This is a genomic window from Streptomyces sp. Je 1-369 (assembly GCF_026810505.1).
GTDB lineage: Bacteria > Actinomycetota > Actinomycetes > Streptomycetales > Streptomycetaceae > Streptomyces.
The window spans coordinates 2,221,094-2,244,146 of record NZ_CP101750.1; the positions used below are offsets into that span (position 1 = coordinate 2,221,094).

Sequence of the window (23,053 nt, forward strand, 5' to 3'; positions counted from 1 at the left end):
TGTCAGTTCTCCAGTGCGGCGAGGCCGGGGAGCGTCTTGCCCTCGAGGTATTCGAGGGAGGCGCCGCCGCCGGTCGAGATGTGGCCGAATGCGTTTTCGTCGAAGCCCAGGTTACGGACGGCCGCGGCGGAGTCGCCGCCACCCACCACGGTGAAGCCGTCACAGTTGAGCAGGGCCCGGGCGACCGCGGCGGTGCCGTTCGCGTAGTCGGGGTGCTCGGCGACGCCGACCGGGCCGTTCCAGAATACGGTCTCGGCGTCAGCGATCTTGGAGGCGAAGAGCTCACGGGACGCGGGGCCGATGTCCAGGCCCTCCCGGTCCGCGGGGATCTTGTCCGCGTCGACGGTCTCGAAGTCGGCCGGGGCCTTGGTCTTCAGGTCGGGGAAGTCCTTGGAGACCAGCACGTCGACCGGCAGCACGAGCTCGACGCCGTTCTTCTCGGCGCGCTCCATGTACTCCGTGACCTTCGGGATCTGGTCCTCCTGGAGGAGGGAGATGCCGACCTCGTACCCCTTGGCCTTGAGGAAGGTGTACGCCATGCCGCCGCCGATGAGGAGCCGGTCGGCCTTGCCGAGCAGCTCGTCGATGACGGCGAGCTTGTCGGAGACCTTGGCGCCGCCGAGGATGACGGTGTACGGGCGCTTCACGTCCTCGGTGAGCTTCTTGAGGACGCCGACCTCGGTGGCGATGAGGTAGCCCGCGTAGTGCGGGAGCTTCGCCGGCAGGTCGTACACGGACGCGTGCTTGCGGTGCACGGCACCGAAGCCGTCGCCCACGTAGACATCGGCGAGGGCGGCCAGCTGATCGGCGAACTCGCCGCGCTCGGCGTCGTCCTCGGACGTCTCGCCCGCGTTGAAGCGGAGGTTCTCGACGACGGCGACCTGGCCGGACCGCAGACCGTTCACCGCGTCGTGCGCGGCGGGGCCGACGGTGTCCTTCGCGAACGCGACGGGCGCGCCGAGGAGTTCACCGAGCCGCTCGGCGGCGGGCAGCAGCGAGAAGGCCGGGTCCGGGGCGCCCTTGGGGCGGCCCAGGTGCGAGGCCACGACCACCTTGGCGCCCGCGTCGGCGAGTGCCTTGACGGTCGGCAGGACGGCGCGGATGCGGCCGTCGTCGGTGATGGTGGCGCCGTCGAGCGGCACGTTGAGGTCGGCGCGGACGAAGACCCGCTTGCCGTCGACTCCTTCGGCGAGAAGTTCGTCGATCGTCTTCATGAACTGGACTCCTTGGGTGGGCTGACGCGCAACAGGGCCCGGAGCGCGCGACGTTGCGCGGTCCGGACCCTGTGCTCACATCTAGGTGCCTGCTCTGGTGACTAGAGCTGACCGCCGACGAAGACGGTGAGGTCGACGAGGCGGTTCGAGTAGCCCCACTCGTTGTCGTACCAGCCGAGGATCTTCACCGTCTTGCCCTCCTGGACCATGGTCAGGGAGGAGTCGAAGGTGCAGGACGCCGGGTCGCTGACGATGTCGGACGACACGATCGGGTCCTCGGTGTAGTAGAGGATGCCCTTCAGGTCGCCGTCGTCGGCGGCCTTCTTGAACGCGGCGTTGACCTCGTCCTTGGTGACCTCGCGCTGCAGCTCGACGACCAGGTCGGTGGCGGAGCCGGTCGGGACCGGGACGCGCATCGCGATGCCGTCGAGCTTGCCCTTGAGCTGGGGCAGGACCAGGGCGGTGGCCTTCGCGGCACCGGTCGTGGTCGGAATGATGTTCTCGGCGGCGGCGCGGGCGCGGCGCAGGTCCGAGTGCGGGAAGTCCAGGATCCGCTGGTCGTTGGTGTACGCGTGGACCGTGGTCATCAGGCCCTTGACGATGCCGAAGTTCTCGTCGAGGACCTTCGCCATCGGCGCCACACAGTTGGTGGTGCAGGAGGCGTTGGAGATGACGTGGTGGTTGGCCGCGTCGTACTTGTCCTGGTTGACGCCCATCACGATCGTGATGTCCTCGTCCTTGGCCGGAGCCGAGATGAGGACCTTCTTGGCGCCGCCGGCGATGTGCTTCTCGGCGTCGGCCTTCTTGGTGAAGATACCGGTGGACTCGACGACCACGTCGACGCCCAGCTGACCCCACGGGATGTCGGCGGGGTTGCGCTCGGACAGCACCTTGATGGTGTGACCGTCGACGGTGATGGTGTCCTCGGTGTGCGTCACCTCGGCCTTGAGGCGGCCCAGAATGGTGTCGTACTTCAGCAGGTGCGCCGTGGTCGCGGTGTCACCCAGGTCGTTGACAGCCACGATCTCGATGTCCGCACCCTGCTCCAGCAGCGCGCGGAAGTAGTTGCGACCGATGCGGCCAAAGCCGTTGATGCCTACGCGGATCGTCACGAAACCGATCTCCTCGTTGGTACGCCGGTTTTAGACGCCGGCGAGTTGTATGGGATGTCCCCGACCGCCTCCGACCCTACCTCTCTGAAGCCTCTGAGGTGACATCGAGAGGGGCCGTTGGCGGCACAAAGGCCCGTACCCTGCAGTAGGGGTACGGGCCACCGGGACCTTGGTCCCGATTACGCACTGTCAGCTGCGCAGATGTGCCAGGGAGGCGCCCATAAGAGCGGCCCTTCCGGCGTCCGTGGGCACGTGCTCGAAGCCGAAGCCGAGGAGCACGCTGTCACGCGCTGTGACCGCCGCGTAGGAGCGGAAGAGCTCGCCGGTCCGCGCCCAGTCGCCTGTGATAGTGGGGCTTCCGGCCGGGGGCGGCGCGACGCTCCAGGAGCCGAGCGAGGACTCGAATCCCTCGGTCTCCGTGGCGTTGCCGTTGATGACGATTTGCGCGTTGTCGGCGAAGAGGCCGCGACCGCCGGTGGAGGGGTCGGTGACGGAGCTGAGCGCCACCTCGATCTTCTTGCCCGCGTAGGGGCTGAGGTCGAAGGCGACGGGCTTCCAGCCGCCGGAGGAGCCGGTGAAGCTGTTCCAGGCGCCGCTGGTGCCGGACGCCGTGCAGCTGGTGGCGCCGACGGTCAGGTAGTGGCGCAGGAACGGGTGGCCGTTGACGAAGAAACCGGCTTCGCACTCGGCGGGGACGGCGGCGGACGAGTTGCCGTTCTTGTCGGGCAGCGTGGTCCAGTCGTCGGCTCCGGTGGTGTGCGCCTCCAGGAGGCCGTGGTCGTAGCCGGTCTCCAGGTTCCAGTTGAGGGCGAGGCGCAGCTCGGGCGCGTCGGCCGCCGTGACGCCGGTCAGGTCGATGGTGCGGGTGAGCCGCTTCCAGTCCTGGTCGGCGTGGGTGGCCGAGGCCATGCCCTGGCCCTCGAAGGGCGCGTAGGGGTTGGTGAGGCCGGGGTAGGAGCCCGCAGCCGCGCTCTTGAACTGCGGGAACTCGTCGGCGGGCAGCGTTTCGGAGGTGACGGCGAAGCGACCTGCCTTGTCCAGCGGGTTGGTGTCGGCGCCGGCGAGCGGCGTGGTCACCCCGGAGAGTGCGCCGCTCCCCTTGAAGCTGGTGACGCCCGGCGCGTTGAGCCGCTGATAGGCGCCCAGGTAGTACTGCGCGAAGTCGTCGGTGAGGGCCTCGCCGAGGTCGACGTTGCCGCCGGTGCGCTCGCCGGACTCGATGAGCTTGCCGCCCTCGTTGAGGTAGTCGCGCAGGGCGAGTTGGGTGGGCGCGCCGGGGACGGGATCGCCGGTGTAGTGGACGACCGCGGAGAAGTGCGACAGGACGCCGAGGGGGTGCGGTACGCCCTGTCGGGCGACGTCCCAGACGGCGGCGGTGCGTCCGTTGGCCTTGATGGCGTCGACGTACTTCTGGGTCTGGGTGGCCGTCGCGCCCTCCTCGGCGACGACGAGGGTGTTCGCCTTCGGGCGCTCGGCGACGGTGTAGGTGAAGTGCTCGCTCTGGGTGCGGCCCTTCTTCGTGCGTCCGGTGAACCACACCTCCACCTTGTCGCCGGCGCGCGCGTCCTCGATCTCTGCGCGGTACTCGTCGAAGTGGAGGTTGTCCTCGCCGCCGTAGGTCTCGCCGCCCTTCCAGGCCTTGAGGTCCTCATCGTGCGTGCGGCCGCCGTTGATGCGGTAGTTGAGCTCCTTGTCGCGCACCGACTTGCGGGCGGTGACGGCGACTTCCTGGTCGCCCCCGCGGGCGTAGGAGGTGGTGAAGGAGTCGGGGGTGAAGTCGGGGGCCTCGATGCCGCTGACGGAGACCGGCTGGTCGGGGTGGAGAGCGGTCTCGGCGACGGCGAGCGCGAACGGGACGTTCTTGGCGAACTCCTGCTGGATCAGCTTCTCGTCGTCCGGGAAGGTGAAGATGGAGGCGCAGTCCTCGGGCTTCCACGCGTCATTGGGGTCCACGTTCGACGCGGTCTGGCAGGTGGACATCTCCGGGGTGAACATCGAGATGCCGTTGATGTTGCCCGCGTGGCCGTCGGCCTCGCCGTTGGTGGTGTAGAGCTCGGAGGAGACCTGCGGGTGGTAGCCGGGGACGGCGGGCTTCTCCGGGGTGCCGTTCAGCGCCCGGTAGAGCACGTCGTCCGGGGTCGGCGTGGCGACCTGCCAGCCCACTCCGTAGAGCAGCAGTTCGGCCGCCGAGTGGTAGTTGATGCCGTACGTGAAGCCGATGCGCTTCTGGAAGCGGTCGAGCGCCTTGGTCTCGGGCTCGGACATCGGGCCCGTGCCGCGGTAGGTCTCGGAGGACGGCGCCGGGGAGGAGCCCTCGTTGTCGTAGCCCCACTTGTAGGCGAAGTTCCGGTTGAGGTCGACGCCGTCGCCCGGCGCGGTCCTGCCGTCGCCGTTGATGTCGCGCAGGTTCTTGCGCCACTGGCGGTTGCCGTCGGCGGCGTGCGTGTAGTCGTAGCCGTCGGGGTTGGCGGAGAGCACGAACCACAGCTCGGTGGAGTCCACGAGCTTGGTGATGCGCTTGTCCTTGCCGTAGTTGTCCAGGTAGTGGTGCATCAGGCGGCGGGTCATCTCGGGGGTGATCCACTCGCGCGCGTGCTGGTTGGACATGTACAGCGTGGAGGGCTTGGAGCCGTCCTTGGCCTTCTTGGCGTTCTTGGAGAGCTTCAGGGCGAGGATGTCCTTGCCCTGGAGGGTCTTGCCGAGGGAGACGACCTTGGTGATGCCGGGGTTGGCCTGCCCGGTCTTGACGATCTCCTCCTGGAGGCCGCCCTTTCCGCTGTACGGGCGGTAGACGCCGTCCCCCGCGGCCTTGAGCCGCTTCTGCGTCGCCGCCGGCACCTTGTGCTCGCTGAGCTCGATGCCCTTGCGCTCGATGGCCTTGGCCTGGCCCTCGGTCAGGTACAGCTCGACGGAGCTGGTGCCGCTCCCGGATGTCTGTCCGGCGAGTTCGTGGGCGTCCTGGCCGGCCTCGACGAGGATGGGGATCTGTTTCTCGGTGACCTCTGCCTGGTAGACCTGCACGGCTGCCGGGTCGTCGGCGGCCGGGGCCTTGCCCGGGCCGCTGGCCTGGGCGGTGGGTGCGGCGGCGAGGCCGCCGATGAGCAGTGCGCCGGTGGCGAGAACGGATCTCGCGGTCGCTCTTCGTCTCATGAGCCCCCCTTGCGGTTGTCCGGCACAGATGTGCGGGATGCCAGGCTCGTGACAGTGCATGATCATGTCAATACAGCGGGTGAAGGAGCCCTTCGGGAGTGCGGGCGGGCATGCGTAAGCCGCTGGTGCCCTGTGGGACACCAGCGGCTGGCGGGACGTACGGGAGCGGCGGGTCAGACCGCCATGTTGTCCGCGAGCTCCTCGCTCAGATTGGACTCCGTACCCGCGATGCCCAGGTCCTGGGCGCGCTTGTCGGCCATGGCGAGCAGGCGGCGGATGCGGCCCGCGACGGCGTCCTTCGTCAGCACCGGGTCGGCGAGCGCACCCAGCTCCTCGAGGGAGGCCTGCTTGTGCTCCATGCGCAGGCGTCCGGCGGCCGCGAGGTGCTCAGGCACCTCGTCGCCGAGGATCTCCAGGGCGCGCTGCACGCGGGCACCCGCCGCGACGGCCGCGCGGGCCGAGCGGCGCAGGTTCGCGTCGTCGAAGTTGGCGAGGCGGTTGGCGGTGGCCCGCACCTCGCGGCGCATCCGCCGCTCCTCCCAGGCGAGCACCGATTCGTGTGCCCCCAGACGGGTGAGCAGCGCGCCGATCGCGTCTCCGTCGCGTACGACCACGCGGTCCACGCCCCGCACCTCGCGGGCCTTGCTCGCGATCTGCAGCCTGCGCGCGGCGCCGACCAGCGCGAGCGCGGCCTCGGGGCCCGGGCAGGTCACCTCCAGGGAGGAGGAGCGGCCGGGCTCGGTCAGCGAGCCGTGGGCGAGGAACGCGCCGCGCCAGGCCGCCTCCGCGTCGCAGGTGGCCCCCGAGACCACCTGTGGCGGCAGGCCCCGGATGGGACGGCCGCGGCCGTCGACGAGGCCCGTCTGGCGGGCCAGCTGGTCGCCGCCCGCGACGACCCGGACCACGTACCGCGAGCCGCGCCGGAGGCCGCCGGGGGCCATCACGATCAGCTCCGAGCTGTGCCCGAAGATCTCCAGGATGTCCCGCTTGAGCCGCCGGGCGGCCATCGCGGTGTCCAGCTCCGCCTCGATCACGATGCGGCCGCTCACCAGGTGAAGGCCGCCCGCGAACCGCAGGATCGCCGACACCTCTGCTTTTCTGCAGCAGGTCCGGGTGACGGGGAGCCGGGAGATCTCGTCCTTCACCGCTGCCGTCATCGCCATGGGCCGATCCTTCCATGCATCCGAAAAATACGGTCGTACGCGGCTGCCAGGAGCTCCGGGTCGTGCCTCGGAGTCCCGTCGGGCCGGGCCACCGGCGCCAGCTCGACCGTGGCACCGAGCCGCTTGGCGGCATCGGTCAGTGACTCACGGTCGGGCACGGCGGCCTCGTCGGCCAGCACCACGTCCAGGGCGAGTTTAGGGGCGTGTCGGGCCAAAACCTCCAAATGACGCTGCGGAGAGAACCCCTCGGTTTCTCCCGGTTGCGGCGCGAGGTTGAGTGAGAGGACCTTGCGGGCCTTCGTCTCGGTGAGCGCGTCGAACAGTTCGGGGACCAGCAGGTGCGGGATCACCGAGGAGAACCAGGAGCCAGGACCGAGGACGACCCAGTCCGCGTCGAGCACGGCGGCGACCGCTTCGGGGACGGCCGGCGGGTCGTGCGGGACGACGTGCACGGACTGGACCTCGCCGGGCGTGAGGGCGACCGTGGCCTGCCCGCGCACGGTGTCCACGTCGTCCGGGCGCTCCGGGTCGTGGCCCTTGACCAGGGCCTGGAGCTCCAGCGGCACGGCCGACATGGGCAGCACGCGGCCCTGCGCGCCGAGCAGCCTGCCGACCAGGTCGAGCGCCTGGACGTGGTCGCCGAGCTGCTCCCACAGGGCGACGATCAGCAGATTGCCGACCGCGTGTTCGTGCAGGTCACCCTTGGACTGGAAGCGGTGCTGGATGACGCGGGACCAGGTCTGGCCCCAGTCGTCGTCGCCGCAGAGCGCGGCGAGTGCCTTGCGCAGGTCGCCGGGCGGCAGCACGCCCAGCTCGTCGCGGAGCCGGCCGCTGGAGCCGCCGTCGTCGGCGACCGTGACGACGGCGGTGAGGTCACCGGCTCCGGTGATGCGGCGCAGCGCGGCGAGCGAGGCGGACAGGCCCATGCCACCGCCGAGGGCGACCACCTTGGGCTGGGTACCCCGCTTGCGGCCCAGCCTGCTCAGGCGGACGCTCCGGCGGTTCGGGGTCATTCGCGCCCCATGTCCCGGTGGACGATGACCGTCTCCACGCCCTCGGACACCAGGCGTGCCGCGAGCTTCTCCGACATGGCGACGGAGCGGTGCTTGCCGCCGGTGCAGCCGACCGCGATCGTCACGTAGCGCTTGCCCTCGCGGCGGTAGCCCGCGGCGATGAGCTGGAGCATCTCCGCGTACCTGTCGAGGAACTCCTTGGCGCCGGGCTGGTTGAAGACGTACGCCGCCACCTCCTCGTTGAGGCCGGTGTACTGGCGCAGTTCGGGGACCCAGTGGGGGTTCGGCAGGAAGCGCATGTCAACGACCAGGTCGGCGTCGACCGGCAGGCCGTACTTGAAGCCGAAGGACATGACGGTGGCCCGCAGCTCGGGCTCCTCCTCGCCCGCGAACGAGGCGTCCATCTTGGCCCGCAGCTCGTGGACGTTCAGGCTGGAGGTGTCGATGACCAGGTCGGCGTCGCCGCGCAGCTCGCGCAGCAGGTCGCGCTCGGCGGCGATGCCGTCGACGATGCGGCCGTCGCCCTGCAGCGGGTGCGGGCGGCGGACCGATTCGAAGCGGCGGACCAGGGCCTCGTCGGAGGACTCCAGGAAGACGATGCGCCGGGTGACGTTCTTCGACTCCAGCTCGGCGAGGGACTCGCGGAGGTTGTCGAAGAACCGCCTGCCCCGCACGTCGACGACGACCGCGATGCGGGCGACGTTGCCCTGCGAGCGGGCGCCGAGCTCCACCATCGTGGGGATCAGCGCGGGCGGCAGGTTGTCGACCACGAACCAGCCGAGGTCCTCCAGGCACTTCGCCGCGGTGCTGCGTCCGGCGCCGGACATGCCCGAGATGATCACCAGCTCGGGAATCGCGGCGTCCGGGACGGCCGGCGTCTCCATGGGCGTGCCCGCACTCACTTGCTCTCCACCTTCGTCGTGCTCGGTCATGTCTTCTGCCCCCGTCGTTCTTCCGGGGTGCCCGCGGACACGGGCTCCCCGCTCTCATTCTCCCCGGACGCGGCCTCGACGGGCGGCACCCGGTCCTCTTCGGCCACGGCGATCGGCTCGTCGTCGTCCAGGATCTCTCCGGTGGTCATGTTGACCGCGGGGGCGGCGGGTGCCGCCTGGGCGAGGGCCACCGCGATGGCTTCGGCCGTCTTGCGGCCCACTCCCGGGACCTCGCAGATCTGGTCGATCGTCGCGGACCGCAGCCGCTTCACCGAACCGAAGTGCTTGATCACCGTCCGTTTCCTGGCCTCACCGAGGCCGCGCACCTCGTCCAGCGGCCCGGCCTTGAAGCGCTTGGCCCGCTTGGTCCGCTGGTAGGTGATCGCGAAGCGGTGGGCCTCGTCACGGACCCGCTGGAGCAGATACAGGCCCTCGCTCGTGCGCGGCAGGATGACCGGGTCGTCCTCGTCGGGGACCCAGACCTCCTCCAGGCGCTTGGCGAGGCCGCACACCGCGATGTCGTCGATCCCCAGCTCGTCCAGGGCCCTCTTGGCGGCCGCGACCTGCGGCTGCCCACCGTCGACCACGACGAGCTGCGGCGGATACGCGAACCGCTTGGGGCGGCCGTCCTCCTCCGTGGGCCCGAGGTCGGCGACCTCACCGGTCTCCTCGTCGACCCACTCGCCGCTCCGCTCCTTCTCGGCGAGATAGCGCTTGAAGCGGCGCGTGATCACCTCGTGCATGGAGCGGACGTCGTCCTGGCCCTCGAAGCCCTTTATCTGGAAGCGGCGGTACTCGCTCTTCCTGGCGAGGCCGTCCTCGAAGACGACCATCGACGCCACGACGTCGTCGCCCTGGAGGTGCGAGATGTCGTAGCACTCGACGCGCAGCGGGACGCTGTCCAGCTCCAGGGCGGCGGCGATCTCCTCCAAGGCGCGCGAGCGCGTCGTGAGGTCGGAGGCGCGCTTGGTCTTGTGCAGGACGAGGGACTGCTGTGCGTTGCGCGCGACGGTCTCCATGAGGGCCTTCTTGTCGCCGCGCTGCGGGATGCGCAGCGAGACGTTGGCGCCGCGGCGCTCGGTCAGCCACTCCTGGACGGGCTCTATGGGGTCGGGCAGCGCGGGGACGAGCACCTCCTTGGGCACGGCGTCGCCGCGCTCCTCGCCGTACAGCTGCTGGAGGGCGTGCTCGACGAGGTCGCCGCTGGTGACCGCCTCGACCTTGTCGGTGACCCAGCCGCGCTGTCCGCGCACGCGCCCGCCGCGGACGTGGAAGATCTGCACGGCGGCCTCCAGCTCGTCCTCGGCGAGGGCGATGAGGTCGGCGTCGGTGGCGTCGGCGAGGACGACGGCGCTCTTCTCCATGGCCTTCTTGAGGGCCTCGATGTCGTCGCGCAGGCGTCCCGCCCGCTCGTACTCCATCTCCTCGGCCGCGTCCGTCATCCGGCGCTCCAGACGGCGGATGTACGTGCCCGTGCGGCCCCCCATGAAGTCGCAGAAGTCCTCGGCGAGTTCACGGTGGTCCTCGGGCGTGATGCGCTCCACGCAGGGCGCCGAGCACTTGTCGATGTACCCGAGCAGACAGGGGCGGCCGGTGCGGGCGGCGTTCTTGAAGACGCCCGCGGAGCACGTACGGACCGGGAAGGCGCGCAGGAGGAGGTCGACGGTGTCGCGGATCGCCCACGCGTGGCCGTAGGGCCCGAAGTAGCGCACGCCCTTCTTCTTGGCGCCGCGCATCACCTGCACGCGCGGGAACTGCTCGTTCATCGTCACCGCGAGGTACGGATAGCTCTTGTCGTCGCGGTACTTGACGTTGAAGCGGGGGTCGAACTCCTTGATCCAGGTGTACTCCAGCTGGAGCGCCTCGACCTCGTTGCTGACCACCGTCCACTCGACGGAGGCGGCCGTCGTCACCATGGAGCGGGTCCGCGGGTGGAGCCCCGCCAGGTCCTGGAAGTAGTTCGCCAGGCGCTGGCGCAGGCTCTTGGCCTTCCCGACGTAGATCACCCGGCGGTGCTCGTCGCGGAATTTGTAGACCCCCGGGGCGTCGGGGATCTGTCCCGGCTTGGGGCGGTAGCTGGAAGGGTCGGCCATGTCGGACAGCCTACTGGCGGCCACCGACAGTACGGGTCAGCGAGCGGGGCGCCCGGTGCGGACGGTGATCACGTCGCCGGGTTCGACGCTGTCGTGGAACGTGCGGGCGTCGTCCTCGCGCAGGCCGATCCAGCCCTTGGTGACGTCCATGTCGCCCGGCGCCTTCTCGTTGTAGGTCAGTGCGACGACGTAGTTGGTGCCGCCGTCGGGGGTGCGCAGTTCGACGACCCAGGGCAGCGTCAGGTCGTACGTGTCGAGGCCCACGTTCCCCGCCGTCATGCGCTTCTCGGGGTACGTGGCGACGACCGTCATGCGGCCGGTGGGCGTGGGGTGCGCGGCGGTGCCCGCGGAGACGGGCAGCTCCCGGCCGTCGAGCGTCATGCGGCGCCGGGACAGGTCGACGGTGGCGGCGGGCTCGCGGGCGCTGTCCGTGGCGACGGGGGCGGGCTTCCTGTGGGGCCGCGGGCCGTCGTCGGAGCCGGACACGAGCCCGGCGACGACGGTCACGGCCACGGCTGCCGTGGCGAGGGTCACTCCCGCGGCCGCGGCGCGGCGGCGGCGTCCGCGCACCACGGCCCGGCGGCGGATCTCGGCACCGGGCACGGGGGGCGGCGTCGCGTGGTCGGCCGCCAGGTCACGGAGCGCGGAGGTCAGGTCATCGGACACGGCCACTCTCCTTCGCGCTCTGCCCGTCGCCGTCGTCGCGTACGCCGCTCGTGTCCCGTCCGTCCGGCCCGGCGTCCGGCTCCGTGTCCGGCTCGGCGGACAACTGCGCGGCGAGCGCTGCCCGGCCGCGCGAGAGGCGGGCCTTGACCGTCCCGACGGGCGAGCCGGTCTCGGAGGCTACCTGCTCGACACTCAGGTCGCACAGATGGTGCAGGACGACGGCCGTGCGCTGCGCCTCAGGGAGGGTGCGCAGCGCCTGCACCAGAGCGGTGCGTTCGGGGCCCGGGCCGGGGACGCGATCGGCGGGCGGGTTCTTGCGCACGAGGTCGAGCCAGCGACGGGCCCGGCGCCAGCGGCTCACCGCGAGGCGCATGGCGACGGTACGGATCCACGCCTCGGGGGCCTCGTCGGCGAGGAAACTCCGACGGCGGTCCCAGGCCCGTACGAACGCCTCCTGTACGACGTCCTGCGCCTCGCCGTGGTCACCGGTCAGCGCGTACAACTGGCCGACCAGACGCGGGAAGGCGGCGGCGTAGAACGCGTCGAACTCGTCCTCCGTCATGCCCCCGCGCCCCCGTCCGGCCCCGCCGGATCACGTGTTCCGAAATTTCCCGCACCTCGCGTGCAACCCGCCGCATCGCCCGTGCGTACAGGTCGCGTATATCGAAACACAGCCCAGGGGGACCGATGACCACAGGAATGACGACGAGGCGCGCCACGCGCGCGTGGAGCGCCGCGGTGCTCTGTTCGCTCGCGCTCGCGGGCTGCTCCGCGCAGGGCGGGGCGGACGAGGGGCGGGCGTCCGGCCCGAAGGTCGCGCCGACCGCGGCAGACCGCGCGGCCGCGCGGCAGGAGCCCACGAAGAAGCCCGCTCCGGACCCCGCCGCGCTCAAGAACGTGCGGGTCAACGTCTCGGACGGCCAGACCGTCGGCGTAGGCATGCCGATATCGCTCACCTTCGACCGCCCGGTGCCGGAGGCGGAGCGGGCCGCGGTCGAGCGGCGCCTGAAGGTGGCGGCGAACCCCGGCGTGACGGGGTCGTGGAGCTGGGTGAAGGACCGCAACCTGCACGACGGCCAGCGCGTCGACTACCGGCCGCGCGAGCCGTGGAAGCCCGGTACGAAGGTCACCGTCCGTGCGGGCTCCGGGACCACCCGGACGTTCGAGGTGGGCCGTTCGCTCGTCGCCACGGTGGACGTGCGGACGCACACCATGAAGGTGGTGAAGGACGGCGGGACGCGCGTGGTGAAGGTGACCGCGGGCGCCCCGGGGATGGACACCTGGAACGGCACGATGGTCGTCCTCGACAAGCAGTCCCGCGTCCTCATGGACTCCAGGACCGTGGGCTACGGAAAGGCCTACAAGGACTACTACAACTACGCGGTGCACCTGACGACTTCGGGCACGTACCTGCACGAGAACCCGAACGCGAACGCCACCGCCGGGGAGAGCAACGTCACGCACGGCTGCATAGGCCTGGCCACCGACGGGACCGCGCGGCGCTTCTACGGAGAGGTCATTCCCGGCGACATCGTGCGGGTCGTCGGCTCCAAGGAGACCGTGGCGACGGGCAACGGGTACGGGGCCTGGAACGTGGACTGGAAGCAGTGGCGGGCGGGCAGCGCGCTGGACTGAGGACGCGGTGGGGTGTGGAGCGGCGGCCGGCGTCCCGGCCGCCGCTCCCCCGGGTCAGCCCCGCCGGCGTGCGCCGCGGCGCCGGGCGAGCGCCGCTCCGGAGAGGCCGAGGGCGACCAGGGCCCCCGCGCCCGCGAGCGACGAGGCGACCGTGACCGGACCGCCGTCGTCCGTCCTCGGTCCCGGCGCGGGCTCGTCGTAGCCGCCCGCCTTGCCCGACTTCTCGTACGCGGAGCCGGGCAGCTTGTCGGCGTACGCCTTCCGCACGCGCTCGCGGTAGGCGGCGACCGAGGTGCCCCGCGCGCCCACGGCGCGTATCGCGTCCTTGTCGAGGGGCAGCACGCGCGCGTGGGCATCGTCCCGGCCGTGGAGGACGTACCAGGCGTTGATCTGCGGCTCGTGGAAGACGGTGCCTCCGGAGGCCTTCTTCTCGCCCACGCGCGCGTAGTGGGTCTCGTCGTCGCCCGTGGCGATGTTCACGACCTGCCAGGCACCGCCCTGCCGGACGGTCCAGAGGGACGCCTCCTGGCCGTCGGAGGAGACCGCCTTGCTGGCGAGGAACTGCAGGCGGGCGATGGGCGCGTCCTTCTTGCCCGCGACGAAGTCCGGCGAGAGGTAGTACACGGGCACGGCCCTGCCCTCGACGCGCGGGGCGGCGGCGGCCTTGGTGACCGCTCCCTCCCTGGCGAAGAAGCGGGAGAGCGTGTCGAGGTTCTTCGGTGCCTCGGCCGCCCGGTGCGCGGCGTCCCTGGACGCGGCGGACGGCGCGGCGGGGCTGGTGTCGGCGGAGGCCGCGGGGGCGGCGAGGCCGAGGAGCAGAGTGGCGGCGGTGCCCGCGAGCGCGGCCCTCACGAGCCGGCCGGGCAGGGGGCGGGGAAGGTGACGGGTCATCGTTCTCACGCCCCGATCCGGTAGAGCGAGTGGGTCCAGGAGAACGTGTTGTTGTCGACGTACCAGGCATGCGAGGCCCAGTTGTAGCGGTCGTTGGAGGGCCAGGGATCGCCCCAGTAGACCCAGCTGCTCGCGTCGTCGTAGCCGTAGAGGACGTGCATGTGGCCGCCACCGTTGGACCACTGGATGCGGGTCTCCATCGGGCGGCCCGCGTCGATCTCGGCCTTCACGGTCGGATAGCGCAGCCATCCGGTGACGTACGAACCGGAGTTGATGCCCGCCCAGCGCAGGCCGCTCTGCACGTTGCCGAGGGTGGCCTGGTTGTTGGGGCACTCGGTGTTCTGGCTGCGCCCGAAGGCGGCGTTGCAGAACTGGTTCTGGCTGTAGTTGCGGCCCATGTAGGTCGCGATGGTGTTGCCGCCCGCGGCCCAGCACCAGTTGGTCTTCTGCTGGGCCTGCATGGTGATGTTCAGCCGCTTGGCGGCGAGGACGGACGGGTCGGCGGCCCCCTGGTCGATGACGGTGCCGGTGGCCGCCGGGGCGGGGGCGGGGTGGAGCGGGGCTGCCGTGGCCGTGGCCACCGGCGCGGCGAACAGGGCCGCCGATATGACGGCGAGCGCGGACAGGCGTCTCTGCCTGCCGGCGCCGCCGCTCCTGCTGAGTGGTGAGCGCATCGCATTCCTCCCGTGCGGGGGTGGGGTGTGGAGGAGCGCGTCCGGACGCTGCGATTGAGCATCAAGTGTTGTCGGGTGCAGGTCAACACGCTTCAATGCGGAATTACTTGGGCCGTGAACGGCGGCGTACGGATGTGAACGCGGGCCGTGCGTCCACCTGGCAGCCCGCCCCCACCGGCGCGAACGCCGGAACGGCAGATGTGAACGTTCACAGGAGGACCCGTCTTGCGGCACGGCACACCACTCGCGGCGGAACCCGGGCCCGAGGCGCCCGCGGACCTGGAGGCCGCCCTGCGCACCGGCCCCTTCCACCTCGCGCTGCGCACCGCCATCGCCGCGCGGCGGCTGCCCCTGCAACGCATACGCCACCATCTGGTCCGGCACGGCGTCAACGTGGGGGTGACGAGCCTCAGTTACTGGCAGCAGGGCGCCCGCAGACCGCAGCGCCCCGAATCCCTGCGCGCCGTACGCGCCCTGGAGGAGATCCTCCAACTCCCTGAGGAGTCACTGATCCGGCTGCTCGTACGGCCGGCGGAGCGCGCGGACCGGGCCCGCCCCGCCGCCCGCTCGTACCGCTCCCTGGTGGAGGCGTCCGACGTGCTGCGGTCCCTCCTGACCGACCTCGGCTCGCCGGTCGACGGCGGCCTGCACACCATCGGCCACCACGAACGGGTGCGGATCGGCGCGGAACGCGAGCTGCTCGGCCGCGAGTCGCAGCATGTCGTGCGCGCCCACCGGGACGGCGTGGACCGCTATGTGGCCATCCACCACGGCGATCCCGGGTGCGCCCCCGACCGCGTCCGGGTGCTCGCCCTGGAGAACTGCCGCACGGGGAGGGTGCGCTGGCACAAGAGCACGGGGGTGCTCGTCGCCGAGCTGCTCTTCGACGCCCGGCTGCGCGCGGGCGACACGCATCTGTTCGGCTACGGCTTCGAGGACGGCACGGCCGGAGCCGCCACCGAGTACATGCGCGGCTTCACCTACGCGGGCGGGCAGTACGCGTTGCAGATCCGGTACGACGACACGGCTCTGCCCGTACGCTGCCACCGCTTCACCCAGCACTCGGCGGCGGCCCCGCGCGGCGGCCGCCAGGAGCTGACGCTGAGCGGCAGCCACCGGTCGGTGCACATGGTCGAGCCGCAGGTACGGGCGGGGATCCTGGGGATCGCGTGGGACTGGGAGTGAGGTCCGAACGGTCGCCGGGGCTTCTCAGGCCTTCTTCGCCGGACCCGCGATGATCTTGCCGTTCGCCACCTTCACCGGCACCTCGGGGAGCGGCTCGACGGCCGGCTCGTGCAGCACCTTGCCGTTGGTGGCGTCGAACTCGCTGCCGTGGCACTGACAGATCAGCTTGTGCCCCTCCAGGTTCTGGATGGGGCAGCGCGCGTGGGTGCAGATCGTGCTGTACGCCTTGTACTCGTCGTCGGAGATCCGGCTGACGACGACGTTGCTGTCCTTGTACAGCTTCGAGGCGCCCACCTTCACGTCGTCGGCCTTCCCGAGGTCCACCGGCGCCGTCGGCGCCGACCGGTTCGACCCGTCGCCGGACGAGCAGGCGGTGAGCCCGAGTCCGACGGCCGGGACGAGAGCGGCGGCCCGCAGCACGGTACGGCGGGCGTGGGGGGTGCCGGACATGGTGTCTCCACAGGTCAGGAGGGCATCGGTGACGGATCAGACCATACCGGTGCACCGCGCCCCGACCGGGTCGGGCACGACCGTGCCCGAGTCCTGCCCGGTCCCGCACGCGGCGCCGCGCACGGCCTAGCCTGGGCGCGGCGAGCCCACCCGGACGGTGCCCGAGAGGAATGACCCGTGATTGTCGTCGCAGGAGAGGCCCTGATCGACCTCGTACCGCAGGACGGGGAACCGGAGAGCACACCGCAGGCCGGTGCGGACGGCGGCGCGGGGCTGCCCGCGCTCGCGCCGCGCCTCGGTGGCGGCCCGTACAACACCGCCGTGGCGCTCGGCAGGCTCGGCTCCCCCGTGGCCTTCTGCTCGCGCGTCTCCCGGGACGCGTTCGGCGAGGCGCTGCTGGACGGCCTGCGCTCGGCCGGTGTCGACGTGACGCCCGTGCAGCGCGGCCCGGAGCCGACGACGCTCGCCGTCGCCTCGATCGGCGCGGACGGCTCGGCGGGCTACTCCTTCTACGTCGAGGGCACGGCCGACCGGCTCTTCGCAGCGCCCGACCTGCTCCCCGACGGGGTGCGGGCGATGTCGTTCGGCACCTGCTCGCTCGTCCTGGAGCCGGGCGCGAGCGCGTACGAGGAGCTGATGCGGCGGGCGGCGGCGGACGGCGTCTGCACGGCGCTCGACCCGAACGTACGCGCGGGTCTGATCCCCGACGCGGACGCCTACCGCGCGCGCTTCAAGAGCTGGCTGCCGTCGGTGACACTGCTCAAGCTGTCGCAGGAGGACGCCGACTGGCTCGGCGGCACCCCGCACGAGTGGCTGGCCGCCGGGCCCGCGGCCGTGGTGGTCACGCGCGGCGGGGACGGTCTTTCGCTGTACACGCGGGACGGTACGGAGCTGCGCGTGCCGGGCGAGAAGGTCGACGTGGTCGACACGATCGGCGCGGGTGACACGGTCAACGCGGCGCTGCTGCACGGCCTGCGCGCGCGGGACGCGCTGTCGGACGGGGCGCTCGCCGGTCTCGGCGCGGAGGGCTGGACCGACGTGCTGCGGTTCGCGGCGCGCGCGGCGGCGCTCACGTGTTCCCGGGCGGGCGCGGAGCCTCCGTACGCGGCGGAACTGGCCTGAGCGCGAAGAGCTGAGCGGCACCCGGTCGGCCGCCGGCGGCCGCGTCCGTCAGCGCCCGTTGAACGCCCCGTGCCGCCCCGCCCCCGCCGCGAACCGTGCCGCCCCTTGTGCCGCCTCGGCCAGGGAGTGCAGGCCATGGTTCAACTCGCCCGCCATCGCCTCCTCCTCCGGCCGGCCGCTCTGTTCGAGGACGGAGAGCCGGTCGCGCCGCATGCAGGTCTGCGGGAACGCGGCGATCTCGGCGGCGAGGCGCTCGGCCGCGGCGCGTGAGGTGCCCGGGGGCACGGTCCGGTTGACCAGACCCATGCCGAGCGCTTCCGCGGCGCCCACCGGGCGACCGGTCAGGATCAGGTCCAGGGCGCGGCCCTCGCCGATCAGCCGGGGCAGCCGCACCGTCCCGCCGTCGATGAGCGGGACGCCCCAGCGTCGGCAGAACACGCCGAGGACGGCGTCCTCGTCGGCGACGCGCAGGTCGCACCAGAGGGCGAGTTCGAGGCCGCCCGCGACGGCGTGGCCGGAGATCGCCGCGATGACCGGCTTCGTCAGGCGCATCCGGGTGGGACCCATGGGCCCGTCCCCGTCCTGCGTGACCTCGTTGCCGTCGGGGGTGCCGATGGCCTTGAGGTCCGCGCCCGCGCAGAAGGTGCCGCCCTCGCCCCACAGCACGGCGACGGAGGCGTGCGGGTCGGCGTCGAAGTCGCGGAAGGCGTCGGCGAGGGCGCGGGCGGTGGGCCCGTCGACGGCGTTCCGCGCGGCAGGGCGGGACAGGACGATGGTGGTGACGGGGCCTGCGCGTTCGCTGCGTACGGGCATGGTGCAAGCCGACCATGGGAACGGGGCGCCGGACAAGGTGTGTTCGGGCCGCCACTCCCCCGCGTACGACGACGCGCCCCGTCCCTGGTGAGGGGCGGGGCGCGTCGTACGGGAGCGTCGGCCGGGGGCGGCCCGCGGAGGGCGGAGCGCTACCGGCCGGGCCCCCTACCGGTCAGGCCTTGCGGGCCCGCGTCGTCTTCTTCGCGGCCGTCTTCTTGGCGGCGCCGGTCTCCTTGGCGGAGGCGGCCGACTTCGTGGCGGCGGTCTTCTTGGTGACGGCGGCCTTCTTGGCGGCGCTCGCCTTCTCGGCGGCGGCAGCCTTCTTGGCCACCGTGCCCCTGGCGGCGCCCACGTTCACGGCCGCCTTGGCCGCCGTCTTCCGCGTGCCCTCGGCGCTCGCCGCCACCACCTTCTTGGCTGCCGACTTCTTCGCGGCGGACTTCTTGGCGGGAGCCTTCTTCGCCGCTCCGCGCCCCCGTGAGGGCACCGCGTCGCTGATCCGGTCCGCCGCGATGATGTCCCGCAGGAACTTGCCGGTGTGGCTGGCCGGGACGCCCGCGACCTCCTCGGGCGTGCCTTCGGCGACGACCAGACCGCCGCCGTTGCCGCCCTCGGGGCCCATGTCGACGACCCAGTCGGCCGTCTTGATCACGTCGAGGTTGTGCTCGATGACGATGACCGTGTTGCCCTTGTCGACCAGGCCGGAGAGGACCGTGATCAGCTTGCTGATGTCCTCGAAGTGCAGACCGGTGGTCGGCTCGTCCAGGACGTACACGGTCCGGCCCGTCGACCGCTTCTGGAGTTCGGACGCCAGCTTCACGCGCTGGGCCTCGCCTCCGGAGAGCGTCGGCGCCGACTGCCCGAGGCGCACGTACCCGAGACCGACGTCGTGGAGCGTCCTCAGGTGGCGGGCGATGGCGGGGACGGCCTCGAAGAAGCCGAGCGCCTCCTCGATGGGCATGTCGAGGACCTCGGCGATGGACTTGCCCTTGTAGTGCACGTCCAGCGTCTCGCGGTTGTAGCGCGCGCCGTGGCAGACCTCGCACGGCACGTACACGTCCGGGAGGAAGTTCATCTCGATCTTGATCGTGCCGTCGCCGGAGCAGTTCTCGCAGCGGCCGCCCTTGACGTTGAAGGAGAAGCGGCCGGGCAGGTAGCCCCGGACCTTCGCCTCCGTGGTCTCCGCGAAGAGCCTGCGGACGTGGTCGAAGACTCCGGTGTACGTCGCCGGGTTCGACCGCGGGGTGCGGCCGATGGGCGACTGGTCGACGTGCACGACCTTGTCGACCTGATCGTCGCCCTCCACGCGCGTGTGGCGGCCGGGGACGGACCGGGCGCCGTTCAGCTCGCGGGCCAGGTGCGTGTACAGGATGTCGTTCACGAGCGTCGACTTGCCCGAGCCCGAGACACCCGTGACGGCGGTCAGGACGCCGAGCGGGAAGGAGACGTCGATGTCCTGGAGGTTGTTCTCGCGGGCGCCGTGCACCGTGAGCTGCCGGGACGGGTCGGCCGGGCGGCGCACGTCCGGCACCGGGATGGCCTTCTTGCCCGACAGGTACTGCCCGGTGATCGACTTGTCGTTGTCGAGCAGCTCCTTCATGGAGCCGCTGTGCACGACCTTGCCGCCGTGCTCGCCCGCGCCGGGGCCGATGTCGACGACCCAGTCGGCGACCTTGATCGTGTCCTCGTCGTGCTCGACGACGATGAGGGTGTTGCCCATGTCGCGCAGGCGGACGAGGGTCTCGATCAGGCGGTGGTTGTCGCGCTGGTGGAGGCCGATCGACGGCTCGTCCAGGACGTAGAGAACACCGACCAGACCGGAGCCGATCTGGGTGGCCAGACGGATGCGCTGGGCCTCGCCTCCGGAGAGGGTGCCCGCGGCGCGGTTCAGCGAGAGGTAGTCCAGGCCGACGTCGACCAGGAACCGCAGGCGTTCGTTGACCTCCTTGAGGACCCGCTCGGCGATCTTCTTGTCGCGGGCGCCCAGCTTCAGCTCGGCGAGGAAGTCCGCGCAGTCGCTGATGGACATCGCGGAGACCTCGGCGATGGACTTCCCCATGACCGTGACGGCCAAGACGATCGGCTTGAGGCGGGTGCCCTCACAGGTGGGGCAGGGCACCTCGCGCATGTACCCCTCGAAGCGCTCGCGGCTTGCGTCGCTCTCGGCTTCGCTGTGGCGGCGCTTGACGAAGGGGACGGCGCCTTCGAAGGCGGTGGTGTAGACCCGCTCGCGGCCGTACCGGTTGCGGTAGCGGACCTCGATCTGCGTCTTGTGGCCGTTGAGGAGGGCCTTCTTGGCGCGCTGCGGGAGTCCGGCCCAGGGCATGTCGGTGGAGAAGCCGAGGGCGTCGGCGAGGGCTCCGACGAGCCGGCCGAAGTATTCCTTGGTGTGGCCGTGCGACCAGGGGTGGATGGCGCCCTCGTCGAGGGACTTGTCCTCGTCCGGGACGATCAGCTCCGGGTCGACCTCCATGCGCGTGCCGATGCCGGTGCAGTCCGGGCAGGCGCCGAAGGGCGAGTTGAAGGAGAAGGAGCGGGGCTCCAGCTCTTCGAAGGACAGGTCGTCGTACGGGCAGTAGAGGTGCTCCGAGTACATCCGCTCGCGCTCGGGGTCGTCCTCCGCGAGGTCGACGAAGTCGAGCACGACCATGCCGCCGGAGAGGCCGAGGGCGGTCTCCACGGAGTCGGTCAGGCGGCGCTTGGCGGAGTCCTTCACCGTGAGGCGGTCGACGACCACCTCGATGGTGTGCTTCTCCTGCTTCTTGAGCGTGGGCGGCTCGGAGAGCTGGATCGTCTCGCCGTCGACCCGCGCGCGGGAGTACCCCTTCGTCTGGAGGTCGGCGAAGAGGTCGACGAACTCGCCCTTGCGCTCGCGCACCAGCGGGGACAGGACCTGGAAGCGGCTGCCTTCGGGCAGCTCGAGGACCTTGTCGACGATGGCCTGCGGCGACTGCCGGGAGATCGGGCGGCCGCACTCGGGGCAGTGCGGCTTCCCGATGCGCGCGAAGAGCAGGCGCAGGTAGTCGTACACCTCGGTGATCGTGCCGACCGTGGAGCGCGGGTTGCGCGATGTCGACTTCTGGTCGATGGAGACCGCGGGCGAGAGGCCCTCGATGAAGTCGACGTCCGGCTTGTCCATCTGGCCGAGGAACTGCCGGGCGTACGAGGAGAGGGACTCCACGTACCTCCGCTGACCCTCGGCGAAGATCGTGTCGAACGCGAGCGAGGACTTGCCCGACCCGGAGAGTCCGGTGAAGACGATGAGTGAGTCACGCGGGAGGTCGAGCGAGACGTTCTTGAGATTGTGCTCGCGCGCGCCACGGACGATGAGACGGTCGGCCACGCCGGTCCGCACCTTTCTAGAGAGAAGAGACAGGGGGCAGAACCCCCGTCATTCACAGACTAGGGCGAGCCACTGACAACGCCGGGCCGCTTCCCTGGTTCCACAGGCACAACAAACCCGGACCTTCAAGAATGCCCGATGCCACACTCGACCATATAGCACGCGTATTCGATTTGCGGCCGGACCGAGAGCCCTTCACCCGAACGTGTGGCGCAGCTATCGTCGACCGCATGATTGATCATGTGCGCGACCTGGCGTCTGTACGTGACGCGACCGACCGGCTGCTCAGCGCAGCGGCGAAACTGAACAACGATTCGACTGCCGAGCCGTCACGGCTCCCCGGCTGGAGCCGCGGCCACGTCCTCGCCCACCTCGCGCGGAACGCGGACGCGCTGGTGAACGTCCTCACCGGGCGGCCGATGTACGAGAGCGCGCAGGCCCGGGACGCGGACATCGAGCGGGACGCCCCGCGGCCGCTGGACGCGCAGCTGGAGGACGTGCGCGAGAGCGGCGCCCGCTTCCTCGCCGAGGGCGAGCGGGACGCCGACTGGTCCCGCACCGTTGAGCTCCGCAACGGCGTCACGGACGCGGCGGCGCGGGTGCCCTTCCGGCGCTGGGTCGAGGTCGAGCTGCACCACGTCGACCTCGGCATCGGGTACGAGCTCGAGGACCTGCCCGCGGAGTTCGTGCGGCGGGAGATCGCGTTCCTGACGGCACGCTTCTCGGGGAACCCCGACGTCCCGCCCACCTTGATCAAGGACGGCACGCACGCGTGGAGCACCGGCCGGGAGGGCAGTCCCGAAGTCACCGTCTCCGGGTCCGCGCCCGACGTGGTCGGCTGGCTGGCGGGCCGCCGCGACGGCACCGCGCTCACGGCCGAAGGGGGCCTCCTGCCCGCCCTGCCCCCGCTATAGGCTGGCGCACATGACGTACAGCGGAGCGGTGAAGGTCGGCGGGCCCGCGGATGTGCACGAGCTGCCGGACCTGATGATTTCGAAGGTCGCGGTCGGGCCGATGGACAACAACGCCTACCTGTTGCGCTGCCGGGCCACCGGCGAGCAGCTGCTGATCGACGCGGCGAACGACGCCGAGACGCTGCTGACGCTGATCGGTGACGACGGCATCGCGTCCGTCGTCACCACGCATCAGCACGGCGACCACTGGCAGGCCCTCGCGGCCGTCGTCGGGGCCACGCGGGCGCGGACGTACGCGGGCCGGGAGGACGCCACGGGCATCCCCGTCCCGACGGACGTCCTGGTCGACGACGGCGACACGATCACGGTCGGCCGCGTCACGCTGACCGCGCGGCACCTGGTGGGCCACACCCCGGGCTCGATCGCGCTGGTCTACGACGACCCGCACGGCCACCCGCACGTGTTCACCGGCGACTGCCTCTTCCCGGGCGGCGTCGGCAACACGTGGAAGGACCCGAACGCCTTCGCGAGCCTCATCGACGACGTGGAGACGAAGATCTTCGGGGCGCTGCCCGACGAGACGTGGGTCTACCCCGGCCACGGCGGCGACACGACGCTCGGCGCCGAGCGTCCGCACCTCGCCGAGTGGCGCGCGCGGGGCTGGTGAGCCCGAGGGGTACGCG

The 23,053-nt window shown here is 71.2% G+C and carries 19 protein-coding genes; 5 read left to right on the forward strand and 14 right to left on the reverse strand.

From position 1 onward, the window contains the following. Positions 1-2 precede the first annotated feature (2 nt). From NOO62_RS10195 to NOO62_RS10235, 9 genes are all read right to left on the reverse strand, one after another. The gene (locus NOO62_RS10195) at positions 3-1,214 is read right to left on the reverse strand and encodes a phosphoglycerate kinase (protein ID WP_268770557.1); all 1,212 of its coding nucleotides are present in this window, start codon (positions 1,212-1,214) and stop codon (positions 3-5) included. 101 nt (positions 1,215-1,315) lie between these two features. Further along, entirely contained in the window at positions 1,316-2,326 is a 1,011-nt protein-coding gene (gene gap / locus NOO62_RS10200; RefSeq protein ID WP_268770558.1) for a type I glyceraldehyde-3-phosphate dehydrogenase, read from the reverse strand. 189 nt (positions 2,327-2,515) lie between these two features. Continuing rightward, positions 2,516-5,476: a M14 family metallopeptidase gene (locus tag NOO62_RS10205; protein WP_268770559.1), complete on the reverse strand. Its 2,961-nt coding sequence runs from the start codon at positions 5,474-5,476 to the stop codon at positions 2,516-2,518. Positions 5,477-5,649: 173 nt separating this feature from the next. Next, positions 5,650-6,639: a DNA-binding protein WhiA gene (whiA, locus tag NOO62_RS10210; RefSeq protein ID WP_055566779.1), complete on the reverse strand. Its 990-nt coding sequence runs from the start codon at positions 6,637-6,639 to the stop codon at positions 5,650-5,652. Next, positions 6,630-7,652 carry a gluconeogenesis factor YvcK family protein gene (locus NOO62_RS10215; RefSeq protein ID WP_268770560.1) on the reverse strand — a complete coding sequence of 341 codons (1,023 nt, stop codon included), beginning with the start codon at positions 7,650-7,652 and terminating at the stop codon, positions 6,630-6,632. Before NOO62_RS10215 ends, whiA begins: the two co-directional genes overlap by 10 nt. Next, the gene (gene rapZ / locus NOO62_RS10220) at positions 7,649-8,584 is read right to left on the reverse strand and encodes an RNase adapter RapZ (protein ID WP_268770561.1); all 936 of its coding nucleotides are present in this window, start codon (positions 8,582-8,584) and stop codon (positions 7,649-7,651) included. Before rapZ ends, NOO62_RS10215 begins: the two co-directional genes overlap by 4 nt. After that, a complete protein-coding gene (gene uvrC / locus NOO62_RS10225) occupies positions 8,581-10,677 on the reverse strand; it encodes an excinuclease ABC subunit UvrC (RefSeq protein ID WP_268770564.1) in 2,097 nt (698 codons plus the stop codon). Before uvrC ends, rapZ begins: the two co-directional genes overlap by 4 nt. Positions 10,678-10,713: 36 nt before the next feature. Next, positions 10,714-11,343 (reverse strand): L,D-transpeptidase, encoded by a 630-nt coding sequence (locus NOO62_RS10230; protein ID WP_268770565.1) that lies wholly within the window; start codon positions 11,341-11,343, stop codon positions 10,714-10,716. After that, the gene (locus tag NOO62_RS10235) at positions 11,333-11,905 is read right to left on the reverse strand and encodes a SigE family RNA polymerase sigma factor (protein ID WP_268770566.1); all 573 of its coding nucleotides are present in this window, start codon (positions 11,903-11,905) and stop codon (positions 11,333-11,335) included. The genes NOO62_RS10230 and NOO62_RS10235 overlap by 11 nt, the downstream gene beginning before the upstream one ends. Before the next feature lie 125 nt (positions 11,906-12,030). Between NOO62_RS10235 and NOO62_RS10240 the strand changes: the two genes are divergently transcribed. Further along, on the forward strand, positions 12,031-12,978 hold the full coding sequence (locus NOO62_RS10240) for a L,D-transpeptidase (protein ID WP_268770567.1): 948 nt from the start codon (positions 12,031-12,033) through the stop codon (positions 12,976-12,978). A gap of 54 nt (positions 12,979-13,032) precedes the next feature. On the opposite strand, the gene NOO62_RS10245 is transcribed toward NOO62_RS10240, so the two are convergent. Together NOO62_RS10245 and NOO62_RS10250 are read right to left on the reverse strand one after the other, a co-directional pair. Continuing rightward, positions 13,033-13,869 carry a hypothetical protein gene (locus NOO62_RS10245; RefSeq protein ID WP_268770568.1) on the reverse strand — a complete coding sequence of 279 codons (837 nt, stop codon included), beginning with the start codon at positions 13,867-13,869 and terminating at the stop codon, positions 13,033-13,035. Positions 13,870-13,874: 5 nt separating this feature from the next. Continuing rightward, positions 13,875-14,543 (reverse strand): papain-like cysteine protease family protein, encoded by a 669-nt coding sequence (locus NOO62_RS10250; RefSeq protein ID WP_268770569.1) that lies wholly within the window; start codon positions 14,541-14,543, stop codon positions 13,875-13,877. Positions 14,544-14,768: 225 nt separating this feature from the next. Between NOO62_RS10250 and NOO62_RS10255 the strand changes: the two genes are divergently transcribed. Further along, positions 14,769-15,728 (forward strand): hypothetical protein, encoded by a 960-nt coding sequence (locus NOO62_RS10255; protein ID WP_268770570.1) that lies wholly within the window; start codon positions 14,769-14,771, stop codon positions 15,726-15,728. Positions 15,729-15,752: 24 nt separating this feature from the next. Here the strand turns inward: NOO62_RS10255 and NOO62_RS10260 are convergent, their stop codons facing one another. After that, entirely contained in the window at positions 15,753-16,178 is a 426-nt protein-coding gene (locus NOO62_RS10260) for a Rieske (2Fe-2S) protein (RefSeq protein ID WP_268770571.1), read from the reverse strand. 177 nt (positions 16,179-16,355) lie between these two features. Between NOO62_RS10260 and NOO62_RS10265 the strand changes: the two genes are divergently transcribed. After that, the gene (locus NOO62_RS10265) at positions 16,356-17,300 is read left to right on the forward strand and encodes a carbohydrate kinase family protein (protein WP_268770572.1); all 945 of its coding nucleotides are present in this window, start codon (positions 16,356-16,358) and stop codon (positions 17,298-17,300) included. A 48-nt stretch (positions 17,301-17,348) separates the two neighbouring features. Here the strand turns inward: NOO62_RS10265 and NOO62_RS10270 are convergent, their stop codons facing one another. Together NOO62_RS10270 and uvrA are read right to left on the reverse strand one after the other, a co-directional pair. Continuing rightward, the gene (locus tag NOO62_RS10270; protein WP_268770573.1) at positions 17,349-18,113 is read right to left on the reverse strand and encodes a crotonase/enoyl-CoA hydratase family protein; all 765 of its coding nucleotides are present in this window, start codon (positions 18,111-18,113) and stop codon (positions 17,349-17,351) included. 172 nt (positions 18,114-18,285) lie between these two features. Next, the gene (uvrA, locus tag NOO62_RS10275) at positions 18,286-21,456 is read right to left on the reverse strand and encodes an excinuclease ABC subunit UvrA (RefSeq protein WP_268770574.1); all 3,171 of its coding nucleotides are present in this window, start codon (positions 21,454-21,456) and stop codon (positions 18,286-18,288) included. 230 nt (positions 21,457-21,686) lie between these two features. Here uvrA and NOO62_RS10280 point away from each other — a divergent pair, with 230 nt between their 5' ends. Both NOO62_RS10280 and NOO62_RS10285 read left to right on the forward strand, forming a co-directional pair. Next, complete coding sequence (locus NOO62_RS10280) at positions 21,687-22,370, forward strand: maleylpyruvate isomerase family mycothiol-dependent enzyme (protein ID WP_268770575.1); 684 nt, start codon at positions 21,687-21,689, stop codon at positions 22,368-22,370. Between the two features lie 10 nt (positions 22,371-22,380). Next, on the forward strand, positions 22,381-23,037 hold the full coding sequence (locus tag NOO62_RS10285; protein ID WP_268770576.1) for an MBL fold metallo-hydrolase: 657 nt from the start codon (positions 22,381-22,383) through the stop codon (positions 23,035-23,037). Positions 23,038-23,053 lie beyond the last annotated feature (16 nt).

Coding starts and splice junctions, on each gene's coding strand:
- NOO62_RS10280 (WP_268770575.1), top strand. CDS start 21,687: ATGATTGATCATGTGCGCGACCTGGCGTCTGTACGTGACGCGACCGAC.
- rapZ (WP_268770561.1), bottom strand. CDS start 8,584: ATGACCGAGCACGACGAAGGTGGAGAGCAAGTGAGTGCGGGCACGCCC.
- NOO62_RS10245 (WP_268770568.1), bottom strand. CDS start 13,869: ATGACCCGTCACCTTCCCCGCCCCCTGCCCGGCCGGCTCGTGAGGGCC.
- NOO62_RS10235 (WP_268770566.1), bottom strand. CDS start 11,905: ATGACGGAGGACGAGTTCGACGCGTTCTACGCCGCCGCCTTCCCGCGT.
- NOO62_RS10260 (WP_268770571.1), bottom strand. CDS start 16,178: ATGTCCGGCACCCCCCACGCCCGCCGTACCGTGCTGCGGGCCGCCGCT.
- uvrC (WP_268770564.1), bottom strand. CDS start 10,677: ATGGCCGACCCTTCCAGCTACCGCCCCAAGCCGGGACAGATCCCCGAC.
- NOO62_RS10215 (WP_268770560.1), bottom strand. CDS start 7,652: ATGACCCCGAACCGCCGGAGCGTCCGCCTGAGCAGGCTGGGCCGCAAG.
- NOO62_RS10270 (WP_268770573.1), bottom strand. CDS start 18,113: ATGCCCGTACGCAGCGAACGCGCAGGCCCCGTCACCACCATCGTCCTG.
- NOO62_RS10205 (WP_268770559.1), bottom strand. CDS start 5,476: ATGAGACGAAGAGCGACCGCGAGATCCGTTCTCGCCACCGGCGCACTG.
- NOO62_RS10195 (WP_268770557.1), bottom strand. CDS start 1,214: ATGAAGACGATCGACGAACTTCTCGCCGAAGGAGTCGACGGCAAGCGG.
- whiA (WP_055566779.1), bottom strand. CDS start 6,639: ATGGCGATGACGGCAGCGGTGAAGGACGAGATCTCCCGGCTCCCCGTC.
- NOO62_RS10250 (WP_268770569.1), bottom strand. CDS start 14,543: ATGCGCTCACCACTCAGCAGGAGCGGCGGCGCCGGCAGGCAGAGACGC.
- NOO62_RS10240 (WP_268770567.1), top strand. CDS start 12,031: ATGACCACAGGAATGACGACGAGGCGCGCCACGCGCGCGTGGAGCGCC.
- NOO62_RS10285 (WP_268770576.1), top strand. CDS start 22,381: ATGACGTACAGCGGAGCGGTGAAGGTCGGCGGGCCCGCGGATGTGCAC.